Origin of the sequence: Intestinibacillus sp. Marseille-P6563, assembly GCF_900604335.1 — a bacterium.
Classification (GTDB): Bacteria; Bacillota; Clostridia; order Oscillospirales; family Butyricicoccaceae; genus Butyricicoccus_B.
In genome coordinates this window covers 848,753-862,274 of the sequence record NZ_UWOD01000001.1, presented here as the reverse complement: position 1 = coordinate 862,274, position 13,522 = coordinate 848,753, and the positions used below count along the sequence as shown (strand labels likewise).

Annotated in this window: 10 protein-coding genes, 1 tRNA gene and 2 pseudogenes; 8 read left to right on the top strand and 5 right to left on the bottom strand. The window is 48.5% G+C overall.

All coding sequences use genetic code 11. The annotated features are described in order from the left end of the window. Nucleotides 1-56 precede the first annotated feature (56 nt). Both EFB11_RS04485 and EFB11_RS04480 read left to right on the top strand, forming a co-directional pair. The gene (locus EFB11_RS04485) at nucleotides 57-1,445 is read left to right on the top strand and encodes an MBOAT family O-acyltransferase (protein WP_122789112.1); all 1,389 of its coding nucleotides are present in this window, start codon (nucleotides 57-59) and stop codon (nucleotides 1,443-1,445) included. Between the two features lie 11 nt (nucleotides 1,446-1,456). Then, on the top strand, nucleotides 1,457-2,638 hold the full coding sequence (locus EFB11_RS04480) for a hypothetical protein (protein ID WP_122789111.1): 1,182 nt from the start codon (nucleotides 1,457-1,459) through the stop codon (nucleotides 2,636-2,638). Between the two features lie 2 nt (nucleotides 2,639-2,640). Here the strand turns inward: EFB11_RS04480 and EFB11_RS04475 are convergent, their stop codons facing one another. Next, on the bottom strand, nucleotides 2,641-3,180 hold the full coding sequence (locus EFB11_RS04475; protein WP_122789110.1) for a prolyl-tRNA synthetase associated domain-containing protein: 540 nt from the start codon (nucleotides 3,178-3,180) through the stop codon (nucleotides 2,641-2,643). Nucleotides 3,181-3,373: 193 nt separating this feature from the next. Here EFB11_RS04475 and EFB11_RS04470 point away from each other — a divergent pair, with 193 nt between their 5' ends. The 4 genes from EFB11_RS04470 (at nucleotide 3,374) to EFB11_RS04455 (ending at nucleotide 7,933) form a co-directional block, all read left to right on the top strand. Beyond that, the gene (locus EFB11_RS04470; RefSeq protein WP_122789109.1) at nucleotides 3,374-4,717 is read left to right on the top strand and encodes a TrkH family potassium uptake protein; all 1,344 of its coding nucleotides are present in this window, start codon (nucleotides 3,374-3,376) and stop codon (nucleotides 4,715-4,717) included. A gap of 85 nt (nucleotides 4,718-4,802) precedes the next feature. Continuing rightward, a tRNA-Pro gene (locus tag EFB11_RS04465) sits at nucleotides 4,803-4,878 on the top strand. Nucleotides 4,879-5,151: 273 nt separating this feature from the next. Beyond that, the gene (locus EFB11_RS04460) at nucleotides 5,152-6,243 is read left to right on the top strand and encodes a dsDNA nuclease domain-containing protein (protein ID WP_122789108.1); all 1,092 of its coding nucleotides are present in this window, start codon (nucleotides 5,152-5,154) and stop codon (nucleotides 6,241-6,243) included. Next, entirely contained in the window at nucleotides 6,236-7,933 is a 1,698-nt protein-coding gene (locus EFB11_RS04455; protein ID WP_122789107.1) for a hypothetical protein, read from the top strand. The genes EFB11_RS04460 and EFB11_RS04455 overlap by 8 nt, the downstream gene beginning before the upstream one ends. A gap of 46 nt (nucleotides 7,934-7,979) precedes the next feature. On the opposite strand, the pseudogene EFB11_RS04450 reads toward EFB11_RS04455, so the two are convergent. Then, nucleotides 7,980-8,225, bottom strand: a pseudogene (locus EFB11_RS04450) (tyrosine-type recombinase/integrase); the annotation flags it as partial. A gap of 301 nt (nucleotides 8,226-8,526) precedes the next feature. Between EFB11_RS04450 and EFB11_RS04445 the strand changes: the two are divergent. Both EFB11_RS04445 and EFB11_RS04440 read left to right on the top strand, forming a co-directional pair. Beyond that, nucleotides 8,527-9,348, top strand: a complete 822-nt coding sequence (locus EFB11_RS04445) for a ParA family protein (RefSeq protein ID WP_122789106.1) — start codon at nucleotides 8,527-8,529, stop codon at nucleotides 9,346-9,348. After that, nucleotides 9,305-10,237 (top strand): annotated as a pseudogene (locus tag EFB11_RS04440) (ParB/RepB/Spo0J family partition protein); the annotation flags it as partial. The gene EFB11_RS04445 and the pseudogene EFB11_RS04440, both read left to right, overlap by 44 nt. Nucleotides 10,238-10,444: 207 nt before the next feature. On the opposite strand, the gene EFB11_RS04435 reads toward EFB11_RS04440, so the two are convergent. From EFB11_RS04435 to EFB11_RS04425, 3 genes are all read right to left on the bottom strand, one after another. Next, nucleotides 10,445-11,911, bottom strand: a complete 1,467-nt coding sequence (locus EFB11_RS04435; protein ID WP_122789104.1) for an IS1182 family transposase — start codon at nucleotides 11,909-11,911, stop codon at nucleotides 10,445-10,447. Between the two features lie 135 nt (nucleotides 11,912-12,046). After that, nucleotides 12,047-12,511 carry a DUF3879 family protein gene (locus tag EFB11_RS04430; protein WP_122789103.1) on the bottom strand — a complete coding sequence of 155 codons (465 nt, stop codon included), beginning with the start codon at nucleotides 12,509-12,511 and terminating at the stop codon, nucleotides 12,047-12,049. Nucleotides 12,512-12,696: 185 nt separating this feature from the next. Next, nucleotides 12,697-13,416: a hypothetical protein gene (locus tag EFB11_RS04425; RefSeq protein WP_122789102.1), complete on the bottom strand. Its 720-nt coding sequence runs from the start codon at nucleotides 13,414-13,416 to the stop codon at nucleotides 12,697-12,699. Nucleotides 13,417-13,522 lie beyond the last annotated feature (106 nt).

Genomic DNA, 13,522 nt, shown 5'->3' with positions numbered 1-13,522 from the left:
TCCCTTGGAATCTGCTAAAATAAGAAACGATTTCATAGAGAAAAAACGGTGAGACCATGTCTTTTAGCAGTTGCATCTTCATTTTCCTGTTTTTACCGGCGCTGTTTGCGCTGTATTTTGCCATTCCCGAACGGTTTCGGGAAGCCCGCAATAATATTCTGCTGTTGTTCAGCCTGATGTTTTATGCTTGGGGCGAGCCGGTGTTCGTGTTCGTCATGCTGCTCTCGATTGCCGTCAATTACGTTTGTGGACGGATTGCGGTCAAACGGCCAAGGCTCGGGGTGACCCTCGCCAGTGTGATTGGACTGGGACTGCTCGTCTACTATAAATATACCGGCTTGCTGCTGTCGAGTGCAAACAGTGTGTTTGGCCTATCGCTGCCTGTACCGGAGATCGTGTTGCCCATCGGTATTTCGTTCTTTACCTTCCAGGGCCTCAGTTATGTTATCGATGTAGCGCGTGGGGATGCCCCGGTGCAGAAAAACCCGCTGCATGTGGCGCTGTATGTATCGCTGTTTCCACAGCTGATTGCAGGCCCCATCGTCCGGTATCAGACGGTCGCGGCTGAGATCGTCCAGCGGCATGAATCGCTCGACGAAGCCGCCGAAGGCGTGCGCCGGTTTATGATCGGCCTGGGGAAAAAGATGCTGCTGGCCAACACCATGGGCCAGATTGCCGATCGGGCTTTTGGCCTGTCCGCCGGGGAACTGACCTGGGATATTGCCTGGCTGGGCGCCCTGGCCTACACATTCCAGATCTATTTCGACTTTTCCGGCTATTCGGATATGGCCATTGGTCTGGGCCGGGTGCTGGGCTTTCATTTTCTGGAGAACTTTAATTATCCCTATATTTCGCGGTCGATCACCGAGTTTTGGCGGCGGTGGCATATCTCGCTGTCGACCTGGTTCCGCGACTATGTGTACATTCCGCTGGGCGGCAACCGGTGCAGCAAGGGGCGGTGGATGTTTAATCTGCTCGCCGTCTGGGTGCTGACCGGCATCTGGCATGGCGCTGCCTGGAACTTTATGCTGTGGGGCCTGTACTTCGGTGTTTTGCTGCTGCTGGAAAAGCTGGTGCTGGGGCGACTGCTCGAGCACTTGCCGCAGGTGGTGCGCTGGGTATATGCCTTTGTGCTGGTCGTGCTGGGATGGGTGCTCTTCCGCGCCGAATCGCTTGGGCAGGTGGTCTGGTATGTGCAGGCCATGTTTACCCCCGTCCAGGGCCTGAATCGGCTGACACTGTACTGTCTGCATGAATATAGTGTGGAGCTGCTCGCCGCTTGCATTGGTTGCATCCCGTTTGCCACTTGGCTGCGCCAGAAAGAGCAGCAAAAGGGCGGTATACTGACCTTGGGGGCCAATGTCTGGGCGCTGGCCGTGTTTGGCCTGTCGGTCGTGTGGCTCATCAGTTCGTCCTTTAACCCGTTTATCTATTTCCGCTTTTAAGGGGGAGGCCTATGCTGCAAAAATTTGCAAACCGTGCATTGTTGGTCGTGTTTGGCGGTATTTTGGTGGCAGTACCGGTGCTGTCGTTCGCGTTGCCCGAAAAGACGGTGTCGTATTACGAAAACCGTGCACTGGCCGACAAACCCGAAGCCACGGCCGAGGCAGTCACAAGCGGCCAGTATTTTTCCGATTGGGATACCTATCTGAGCGACCACATTGTAGGGCGTAACACGATTTTAAAGACCTATGCGGCCATTCAGCGGGCGCTGCCCAAGGTGGAGGTCAACAACATCATCGAAACCGACAGCGGGGCGCTGCTCATCATGGCTTCGCCCGAGCAGTATGACTTGGAAGAGCAGGCGGCGATTATGGACAAAAAGACCGACGAACTCAAAGCGCTCGTCGGTCATGTGGAAAAAAACGGGGGAATCTTCTGTTATGTGGGCGTACCCGGACAGCGGTATGTCTATTATGATGAATACCCGGAATACCTGTCCATTGGGCGCAGTCTGGTCGATTACTGCGAAGAGCGGGTCTTTGACGCCCTGGCGGAAACCGATGCGGTAGCGGTCAATATGCGCACGGTCTTTGACCAGACCGGGGACGCCAAAAGCTATTATTCGGCGATGGACAACCACTACAATTATGACGGAGTGCTGCTCACGTACCGCACCATGTTGGCGGCCATCAACGAACGGCTGGATACGCCCCTTAAGGTCTATCAGGATGACGAACTGACCTTCCATACCGAAGAACAGGAGTTCTTTGGCTCTTATAGCCGTCAGATCTGCAATTTGCAGGAACGCAAAGAACACCTGACCTGGGCAGAGCCGACCGAACCGGTGCCGTTCACCCGGGAGGATTATGGCAATCCGGTGGGTTCTTTCACCTTCCGGCAGCCCGATTCCAAGGTCTCGACCTATGCCGGGTATATGGGCGGCGATATGGGCGAGACTATCATCCGCACCGGGCGGGACGATTTGCCGCGCGTGTTGATGTTTGGCGATTCGTTCACCAATCCGCTGGAAGGCTTGATTTATGCATCCTGCGGGGAGTTCCGTTCGCTCGACTTCCGGCATTATGACGCGATGACGCTGTATGAATACATTGACATGTATCAGCCGGATATTGTGATCGCTGTGCGGGATAATATGTCGTATAATCAGTTTGCCGACAATGGGACCTATCGGTAAGATCAGAGGGTGACATACGTCGGTGTGACACCCAGGGCAGGGAGGACCTTGTCCACCAGATCGCGGGTCAGAAATTGCAGCGACGAAGTGTTAATGCAGGGATGGCAGGCGAAATATTCGGCGTCCAGTACCTCGCGGTCGATGAGCAGCTGCACCTGATGGTCGTGGTCAAACACCAGACTCAGGACACTGGCCGAACCAGGCGTAGTACCGATGAGCTCTTCCATCTTATCGCCGGGCGCAAAGGAAAGCCGGGCAGAGCCAATCTGTGCCGAAAGGTCTTTGGTGTGAAAAACTTTGTCACCGGGCAGAATCAGCAGATAGAATTTGGTTTTTTGCCGGTTGCACAGGAATAAATTTTTACACACCGTCGTATCTAAGTATTGTTCGACGGCATGGCAATCTTCAATGGTTGCGGTTTCGCTGTGGTCCATCCGGTCAAAGGGGACGCCTGCGCGCTCCAAAAGAGCATAGGCAGCCTCTTCCCGGGGCTGACGTGTTTCGGCCGGACGGCCATGATAGCGTTGGGGGTCGATGTGCATGACGGATAACTTCCTTTCTACGTAGGATGATCATATAACCCGATTCTAACACAGCCGAACAATCCCTGTAAAGCTTTCGTCAACCTTTTGACAAACCATGGGGTGAAGCTTTTCTTTTGAGCACAAATCTGCTATAATGCTTTCCATATAGAGAACAAAAAAAAGGACGGATAAAATTGAGAAGTGATTGGTTATGAAATCTCTGCAGGACCGGATGACCCCAACCAAGATCATTGTATTGGGTTACCTGTCCATTATCTTGGTGGGCGCCATATTGCTGTCACTGCCGATTGCATGCCAGCAGCGCATTTATACACCGTTTTTGGATGCGTTGTTCACCGCGACCTCGGCAACCTGCGTCACCGGACTGATCGTTTATGATACGGCGACATACTGGTCTCTGTTTGGACAAGTGATCATTTTGATGCTGATCCAGATTGGCGGACTGGGATTTATCACCATGGCCATGGCGCTGGCCACCTTATCCAAGCGCCGTATCGGTCTAAAATCCCGTTTTGTCATGCAGGAATCGATCGCAGCTCCGCAGATGGGCGGTATCATTCGTTTGGCACGGTTTGTTTTTACCATTACGGTCTGTGTTGAGCTTTGCGGCGCTGTGCTGCTGTCCATTCGGTTTGTACCGTTGTTTGGCTTTGCCAAGGGGATTTGGTATGGCATATTCCATGCAATTTCGGCGTTCTGCAATGCTGGATTTGACCTGATGGGCACGTATAGCGGCCCGTTTACCTCCTTGACCGCGTTTACAGACGATGCGGTTGTCAACCTCACAATCATGGCACTGATCGTGTTTGGCGGTCTGGGCTTTTTTGTGTGGGAAAATCTGTGGATGAATCGCCGCGACAAACGGCATTTTTCTTTGCAGACCAAAATCGTCCTGCTCACGACGGCGGTGCTGATTTTTGTGCCGGCAGCGTTCCTGCTGTTTTTCCAAAATGGCCAGATGCAGGAAGGGCTGAGCCGTCCGGTGCAAGGGTTGGCGGCTTTATTCCAATCGGTCACGACGCGAACGGCAGGTTTTAATACCGTGGGGCTGAGCGATCTGGTATCCACAAGCCAACTGTTGATGGTTATGCTGATGCTCATTGGCGGCTCTCCCGGTTCCACGGCTGGCGGTATGAAAACCACCACCGCGGTGGTGCTCATGCTTTGTCTGCGGTCGACCCTCCGGCGAGAGGACGAACTGCAATGCTTTGGGCGCCGAATCGATCAAAGTGTGCTGAAAAATGCGGTGACCATTGCAACCAGCTATGTTGGTCTGACGCTGATTGGAACCATGGCATTGTGCCATTTTGATCATGTGCCGCTCATGTCTTCGCTGTTTGAAACCGCTTCGGCCATTGCAACCGTAGGGTTGACGCTGGGAATTACCCCGAATCTGAGCGGAGCTTCTCATATGATTCTGATTGTTTTGATGTTCTTTGGCCGTGTCGGCTGTCTGACGATGCTTTATGCGATTGTCGAAGGGCAGTCCCATTCGCTGTCTCGAATGCCGCTGGAAAAGATCGCCGTGGGTTAAAGAGAAAAAACAGGCACGCCGCTTGACATCATTTCATAGATTGTGGTAAACTGAAAGGGCTGTTAAGAAGCAGCTCTTTCTTTATCCGGGTGTAGCGCAGTTGGTAGCGCGCCTGCTTTGGGAGCAGGATGCCGCAGGTTCGAATCCTGTCACTCGGACCACCTTTCTTAGAAAAACCGCCTAAATTGGCGGTTTTTCTGCATTTTTAGTTCGGTTTTTGTAATTTCGGCGAGTGCCGTTCAGATGTGATTCAAGACACAGAGAGGCGGTAGGCACATGAGTAAGAATAGCGACTGAAACCGCCAAATCCCTAACCCATCCCTAACTGGTATGATTGCTGTTTTTTCGTTGTGGATACGACAAATTCTTGAGTTTTCCAGTCTTATCCTTTATAATAATTTTACGGTGAGCCTTTGTGCCACCAAGGTAGCCGTGTGGGTGTATTCCCATGCGGCCTTTTCTATTTACAAGAGGGGGGAAAGCATCTTGGGGTAGTTGATGTTTATTCCAAAATTCCATTTGACCTTTCAGGCTCAATGAGTAAGAATAGATTTCGTCAAGAGCTTTGTTGGGGTATAAGTAAAATGTTTGACCTCTTTGATAAAGAGGATTTTTGCGTTGTGTTTGATTACAAGTGCGATATTGAAATCCATTTCAATGACTCCGTCGAATTTTATCAAATTAAAACACATAAAATCCAGTCCCCCTATAAGTTTTCAGACCTAAAGCGGCATAAAGAAGGACCGAGCATAATAGCTAAACTCTTCGTTCTAAAAGACGCTTCAGCACCCGAAACTCCAATTCGATGTGCTCTTGTTTCAAATGCTTTTCTTCAAATAGGTAAGGTAGCAATATCCGACAAAGAGTTTTTTTCGTTTGATGAACTGGATGAAATAAGCCAAACGACTGTACGAGCTGCACTATCTGAGGAGCTGTCTCGAGAAAATGTAGATTTAACGAACTTGTACTATATTTACACTCCAATGAATCTTTTGGCACCACAAAATGATATTATCGGAAAAATAACCGGGAGTTTTGAGAGAATCAAGGGCTGTGAACCAGTGAAGCCTAATGCACTATACCGGCTAATTCTTGATACTGTTACTGAAAAGGCGTGTTATGAACTAAGCTCTCAGGATTATTCTGAACTAATCAAATGCAAGGGTATTACAAAAGCCGAGTTAAACAATATGCTCAATCATCATATGGACAAAACTGATAATTCAGTTTCCCTTATTCAAGATTACATTGAACAGAAACAGGTTACTATTGGTGAAAAACGAAAACTGAAACAATCTTTAGCAAAAATCGTTGAAGCAGAGTGCAAATCACTTGAATTACAAGCAAAACAGCAAACTTTATTTGAGTATATAGATACTATTTCGACGGATGTATCCTTTGAGGAGATGACTGAAATAATTTTGTCTCGTTACTCTACTACATTCCCGATAGAGTACAGTCAAACGGACATATATGTTTTTATATTATTGGTTATTAAGAGGTGGGAGTGTGGTCTAAATGGGTAAACTGATTTTCAAAGATTTATATTTGTTTTCGCCTTCCGAAAAATTAGCAAAGAAGATTTCATTTGCTCCCGGCCGTACAATAATTACTTCTGATGCACACGATGGAACTGATCGCGGTAAATCAGTTATTATGAAGGCTCTATATCATACAATGGGAGCTGACTGCTATTTTGAGGGGAAATGGGAAGATTCAACCAAAACATATATTCTTCATTTTAGTGTGGATAATAACGAATACTATATGTATCGGCACAATAAGCTGTTTAAGATGTTTAATAGTGAAAAAAAGCTCCTATTTTCAGTAATTTCAAGGCATGAATTATCGGAGCGGCTGTCAAATATTACTGGCTTTGCGGTTAAATTACCTCCCAGAGAACGAGATGCAGATGATGGCTATGTACAAGAGTTAGAAATTGCTTCCGCAGTCTACAACTACCTTCTTTATTTTGTAGATCAAGATTATCAAAATGGCTCACAGTTCGCATCCTTCCAGCATCTTGGTGAATATCCCGACTTCAAAGAAAATGTTTTATACTACCATTTTGGTGCATTTGATGATGATTATTATATGTTAGTTCAGGAGCAGGATACCTTTTTAGCGGAAAGCAGACGGTTAGAGAATGAACAGAAAATGACCTGTATGATGTTAGACAAAATTTTTGAGAACATCCATTCAGTGTCCTACTCTAAAGATATCGAACATTTGAGAGCAGATGTCAACCGCACAAAAGATGAGTATAATAAGCTATCCAATGCTTTGAATCGCCTCCGTCGAAAACTGATTCAACTACGCAATGAAAAGGCAGACATGGATCATCGTCTCCATGCTCTAACACTGTTCGGCAAAGAAAATGATCTTCAAATTGCCTCGCTCAATAATCACATCTGTCCATTTTGCAAGTCAGAAATAAGTGATGTAATAGATTTGAGGATTAAGAAATACAGTACCGGTGATGACATTATTTTGCTTAGCAGTGATATGCAATACAGCATTATGGAAATCGACCGAAAAATTGCGGAATATGAGGAAGAGTACTCACAATGGCTTTCTAAATTGAAAAAATACGAAGAGTCAATGGATATTGCATCAACAGAAATTAATGATATCTTAAGGCACAAAGGCTTTATTGATATCAAAGAATCTGTCTCTGAAGACTTGGATTCTATTCGTATCAGCATATCAGAAAACGAACAGAAGCTTAAGGAAGTAAGAAAATCACTTCGCAAATATGATCAGATCAAGAAAAAAATTAACGAGCGATACTACACCTTGATGCTGGCTGATAAAAATCGTTTTGGCCTTGAAGGAATCAATGCAAAAAGCTTTGAAAACATTAAGCGAACTTTTACTGCTGGAGGTAGCAATAATCCTCTTTCAACAATTATTTGGTATGTTAATCTGATTCAGCTCAAACATGAGTTCAATCCTTCTGCGATAGATTTTCCGGTTGTTTTCGATAGTCCAAACAACGCAGAGACTGACGAAACGAAAAAACGCCAAATATATAGTTATATTTGTGAGCGTATAACTGAAAACCAGCTTATCGTTTCGGGTCTTGGTTTTTCAGGAGACGAGATTTTGGATTCTTTTGATTCCGTTATCACTCTTACCAACAACAAGTACGAATTACTTTGTCCGGAAGACTATACTGCTAATGTTTCTTTGTTACAAGAGTTGAATAATAAGTAAGCCATATCGGGGCATATAGATTGAACTGTATGCCCCGATATGTTTTTCACCCGACCCTCTCAAACGGGATCACCTTGCACCGGCTCTCCTCCGGTGGGTCGGGCGGCTCGGGTTCCGGCTTGGCTGTGGCTGTTTCCATGAAGCCGCCGATCTTCTCCGCCGCACCTCTCTGCATCTCGTTAGTGATGTGCGTATAGGTGTCGAGGGTGAACCCGGCGCTGAAGTGGCCCAGCATACTGGACAATGTCTTCACATCCACGCCGCTGGAGAGGGCCATCGTGGCGAAAGTGTGCCCTTACGGTATAATTACGACAAACCGGAAAAGCCCCGTAGAATCAAGGGTTTTGAGGTTTTCAGTCTGGTTTTTTCATCCTTTTCCAAACCGAAAAATCATACTGAAATAAGTCGAATTATAGGGGGTGTTTCATTAACGACAAATGAATAGCAGAAAGGAACTCAAAGCCTTTTGATTTCAAGCACAGTAGAATATTGGATTTAGGCGAAGCCGTCACTTGTTCAAGTGGCGGCTTTTGTCATTTCCAGGACTGCTGTGCAGGCACATGACAACACCAAACAGAAACGAGGTGATTGTTATGAACACGCAAATTATCGCCATCGCCAACCAAAAAGGAGGCGTCGGCAAGACAACGACCTGTGAAAACCTGGGTGTTGGATTGGCGCAGTCCGGGAAGAAAGTGCTGCTGATTGACGGAGACCCACAGGGCAGCTTGACCATCAGCCTGGGTCATCCCCAGCCGGACAAGCTGCCCTTTACCCTGTCCGACGCTATGGGCCGTATCCTGATGGACGAGCCGCTGCGCCCCGGCGAGGGTATCCTGCACCACCCGGAAGGTGTTGACCTGATACCCGCTGACATCCAGCTCTCCGGTATGGAGGTCTCTCTGGTGAATGCCATGAGCCGAGAGACCATCCTGCGGCAATACCTGGACACGCTCAAGGGACAGTATTCTCATATCCTGATTGACTGCCAGCCCTCCTTGGGTATGCTCACGGTCAATGCACTGGCAGCCGCCAACAGGGTCATAATCCCCGTCCAGGCGGAGTATCTGCCCGCCAAGGGCCTGGAACAGCTGCTCCAGACCATAAGCAAGGTGAAGCGGCAGATCAACCCCAAGCTCCAGATCGACGGTATCCTGCTGACGATGGTGGACAACCGCACCAACTTCGCCAAGGAGATTGCTGCCCTGCTGCGGGAGACCTATGGCAGCAAAATCAAGGTGTTCGGCACCGAGATTCCCCATTCTGTCCGGGCAAAAGAAATCAGTGCCGAGGGCAAGAGTATTTTTGCCCATGACCCCAATGGCAAGGTGGCCGAGGGGTACAAAAATCTGACCCAGGAGGTGATGAAACTTGAAAAGCAGCGCGAAAAAAGTAGAGCTGGCCTCGGTAGATGATTTATTCTCCACCGAAGAAGGCCGCCAGGATGCCAAGCTGGAGAAGATACAGGAAATCCCGCTGTCTGAGCTGCATCCTTTCAAGAACCATCCCTTCAAAGTCAAGGATGACGAGGCCATGCTGGAGACCGCCGACAGTGTTCGGCAGTATGGTGTTCTGGTTCCGGCGATTGCCCGGCCGGACCCGGAGGGCGGCTATGAGCTGGTAGCCGGACACAGGCGGCACCGAGCCAGTGAGCTGGCTGAGAAAGAGACTATGCCGGTCATCGTCCGGGATTTGGACGATGATGCCGCCACCATCATCATGGTGGACAGCAACTTACAGCGGGAAAGCCTGTTCCCCAGCGAGAGGGCCTTTGCCTACAAGATGAAGCTGGATGCTATGAAGCACCAAGGTGAGCGCGTGGATTTAACTTGTTCCCAAGTTGGGAACAAGTCTGCTGGAAAGAAGTCCAGCGAGCTTTTGGCTGAACAGGTCGGCCAGAGTAAAAATCAGATTTTCCGCTATATTCGCCTGACGGAGCTTATCCCCGAACTGCTGGATATGGTAGATGAAAAGAAAATCGCCCTCAACCCGGCTTATGAGCTGTCTTTCCTCAAAAAAGAGGAACAGCGGGACTTGCTGGACGCGATGGACAGCGAACAGGCTACCCCCTCTCTCTCCCAGGCCCAGCGGCTCAAGAAATACAGCCAGGAAGGACATCTGACCCTTGATATGATGCGCGTCATCATGGGCGAGGAAAAGAAAAGTGATCTCGACAAAGTGACTTTCACCTCCGACACCCTGCGGAAGTATTTCCCCAAAAGCTATACGCCCCAGCGGATGCAGGAAACTATCACCGTTTTGCAGACCCTCGTTATTGCTCTGGGAGCCGGTCTCGGCATCTGGGGCGTCATCAACCTGCTGGAAGGTTACGGTAACGACAACCCCGGCGCGAATGCTCATGTGCGGTAAAGTATCACATAAGAATTTGACAGTCACCCACTTTTCCGCAACTGCAAAAATGCAAAATTGCAGAAAATGATATTGAGAAAAATAGCGGCAGAAAGGTGTTCCTTTCTGCCGCTCAGCCTGTCGAGAAACCCGGCATATGCGTCAAGCATAAGCCGGGTTTCTTGTGTATAGCTGCCAAAGAAGGATAAGGGTAAATGGAGCAAGCTTCTCCTTCCACAACCAACAGGCCAGTTTTTTGAGATTCATGGCAGCAAATTTAAGCTTCACCCAGTTGGACACCTGGGCCAAGCCTCTGTACTGGGTATAACGCATGGCGTGTTTTTCCTTGGCGTCGGCAAAGACCCGTTCAATGGTTTCCTTCCGGCGCTTGTAAAGTCTCTGGTATTTTGGCGTATAGCGGACGTCGTCGGCTAAGTCCTCATAGTCTTTCCAGATATGCCGCTGTACCGTTTTGACACAGTCTTTGGAGTGGGTGCACAGGTGGCGGGTAGGACAGTTTACACAGACGCGAGGATCACTTCTGTACTCCCGGTATCCATCCCGGTTGGTGGTACGGTAGGACAACACTTGGTATTCCGGACAGAGCACACAGTTGTAGTACTCGTCATACACATACTTCCACCACTCGTGTCCACCCTTCATGGTCTGCGGACGCTTGTAGGCGGTGGAGAGCGCACGTCCATCTTCAAATACCTTTTTACAGATATGCGGGGTCTTGTAGGCGGAATCGGCAACAATCGTCTCTACTTCCGGGAAATCTGCCGTCACACGGTCATACACTTCATCAAAGGCCACGCTGTCATGTACATTTCCAGGGGTAATGACCGTCTCCAGAACAAACCCATGCTTATCACAGGCGGTGTGGGCCTCATAGGCAAACTGCCGCTTGTGCTCTCCCTTCACAAACAGGCCGCTGTCAGGGTCTGTTACGCTCTGGGGCACTGTACGCTGCTTTTCCTTCTTCCGCCGGGCCAGCTTCTTCTTGGAGGTGTTGTCTCTGGGCTTCTTTGTCGGAGCCGGTGGCTCATCATCATCGTCAAAGGGTTTCTTTCCGTGGAGTTCCCGGTCTGTGTTTACCTCTTCCATCAGTTCCTTGGCATAGTGCCTGGATGCCGCCGGAATCCGCACCTTCACCTGCTTTTTGGTATTGGCATTGGCTTTGATGTGCGTTCCGTCTATAAATACCGCCTTGGGGGAAAGATAACCTGCCTCCGCTACCTCCTCCAAAATCCAACGGAATACCTGGTCTACTGTCTCCTCCGTAAAGCGGTGCCGGAAGTTATAGCTCACCGTGGAAAAGTGGGGCGTTTCCTCCTGTAAGGTATACCCCAGAAACCAGCGGTAATAAATATTGCCGCTTACCTCCTCCGCCGTCCGCCGAAGGGATGGCAATCCATATAGATGCTGGATCAGTACCATTTTGAACAGCACCACCGGGTCTACACTCGGCCTGCCGTTGTCTTCACAGTATAACGGTTCTACCATTTCATATAAACGGTTGAAATCTACTGCCTTGTCTATTTTCCGAAGTAAATGCCCCTCTGGTACCAGGCTATCTATTTCCACCATCTCTATCACATTGCGATCCATCTTCCCGCGTTCCAGCATCTTTCTCACCACCTATGCTATTTTACCTCTTGCAAACGAAAAAGCCCAGCTTTCGCCGGACTTTTTCGACAGACTGAGCGGCAGAAAGGTGTTCCTTTCTGCCGCTATTTGTGATTATTTTTCCTCCAAATGTGCTTATGCTTTCATATCCAGAGTTCCCTGCTTGTATTCCTCCAAAATACTGGTATCAAACCATTGACCAGTCTCCCAGCCGGGAACACGGGAACGGACGAAATCATAGAGACGATAGGCCTCATCCCTGTGCATTTGATTCAATGTCCAGCCAGCATTAGCGCGGTCTGAGACGGGGACTTGCTTATAATAGGACTTGATGAAATTTCCCAGATCATTGCCGTCAGGCCCGGACATTCCATAATACTTTTTCATGTGCTCCAAAGCGATATCCCGCACCGCCTGTTCTGCTTCTTTGGATACAGGGATGATGTGAAAGTCCGCTGCGGTCATGCCTGTAATATCCAGTCCGTCATCGGGCGCATTCGGATCTGATACCGCAGCGCCGTTTGGATATTTCGGCTGTGTGACTCCACGCTGATACTGATCTGCGTTCATCATCATACGGGCAATATCTGTGATCGTCATATTGTTACACCCCTTCCTGAAAGTTCGCTGTCATGCCCGAATATCCACGGTGACTGCGCTAGTAAGTGCCTGTGCCTGTCCTTGGGCGACAGCTTTCATCTCCACACGGGCTTCTTTATAATAGAAAAAGAATAGCCAATTGTTCAACTGCCCTTGTAAGTGGCTATTTGATAGCGATATTTATATTAAATGTACCACATTCTGGGTTCCTGCGTTCCCAGCAAATAATCTTGAACATACTTCTGGTTAACAACATCCTGTGCAAACATTCTCTGGTCAAGTGCTTGCAGCTGTTCCTTTCGGTCAATGCTCTTTTCCAGTATCATTTTTTGCATAAGTTCCCGCTTTAGGCGTTCCTCGGTCACATACTCGTTGTTCCTCTTGCGCTGCTCAGCTCTGCGGTCAGAACGATAAAACGCCCCCTCCGCTTTAGAATTAACCCATTGTGGCGTTGTTGCAGTATCACTAATTCCATAGCTGGTCGCTCCAGCACTTGTAATCGTTGTTGTAACATGGCAGTCAAAAGGAACCTTATGTGAATCTCTCGCATCTGCTCGAAGCCAATCCATAATCTCCTTGCGGTACTCTGGATCGTCCTTCATTCTTTGGAATCCATCTTCTGTAATATGTATAGAATTAGTCAAAACAGAGGCAGCGGTCATTGAATCAATTTCAGCCAGTTCCTCATAAATTTCCTGCTTGAAAGCCTCCATCTCGTCAACTTCTGATACTTCTTGTGTTGCCGCCGCCGCATCTGTCTGGCCTGCTGCCTGTGCGGTTGCATTTGTGTTCTGCATCAGCTGTGTAAAATCTTGCGTTTTTACGGTGTTTGCTTTTTGTTGTATACCGGAAAATTGCTGTGCCAACATAGAGGCACGGGAATATCCATTGATCTGCATAGCCATAATTCGTCCTCCCATCAATTAAAATTTAGTAAACAATTATAATTTCCAACATTTACATGCTTTTGACTTTATTGATCGTCAGACTGGATGTTACATATTCATTGCG

Coding starts and splice junctions, on each gene's coding strand:
- EFB11_RS04430 (WP_122789103.1), bottom strand. CDS start 12,511: ATGACGATCACAGATATTGCCCGTATGATGATGAACGCAGATCAGTAT.
- EFB11_RS04445 (WP_122789106.1), top strand. CDS start 8,527: ATGAACACGCAAATTATCGCCATCGCCAACCAAAAAGGAGGCGTCGGC.
- EFB11_RS04455 (WP_122789107.1), top strand. CDS start 6,236: ATGGGTAAACTGATTTTCAAAGATTTATATTTGTTTTCGCCTTCCGAA.
- EFB11_RS04485 (WP_122789112.1), top strand. CDS start 57: ATGTCTTTTAGCAGTTGCATCTTCATTTTCCTGTTTTTACCGGCGCTG.
- EFB11_RS04425 (WP_122789102.1), bottom strand. CDS start 13,416: ATGGCTATGCAGATCAATGGATATTCCCGTGCCTCTATGTTGGCACAG.
- EFB11_RS04435 (WP_122789104.1), bottom strand. CDS start 11,911: ATGCTGGAACGCGGGAAGATGGATCGCAATGTGATAGAGATGGTGGAA.
- EFB11_RS04470 (WP_122789109.1), top strand. CDS start 3,374: ATGAAATCTCTGCAGGACCGGATGACCCCAACCAAGATCATTGTATTG.
- EFB11_RS04480 (WP_122789111.1), top strand. CDS start 1,457: ATGCTGCAAAAATTTGCAAACCGTGCATTGTTGGTCGTGTTTGGCGGT.
- EFB11_RS04475 (WP_122789110.1), bottom strand. CDS start 3,180: ATGCACATCGACCCCCAACGCTATCATGGCCGTCCGGCCGAAACACGT.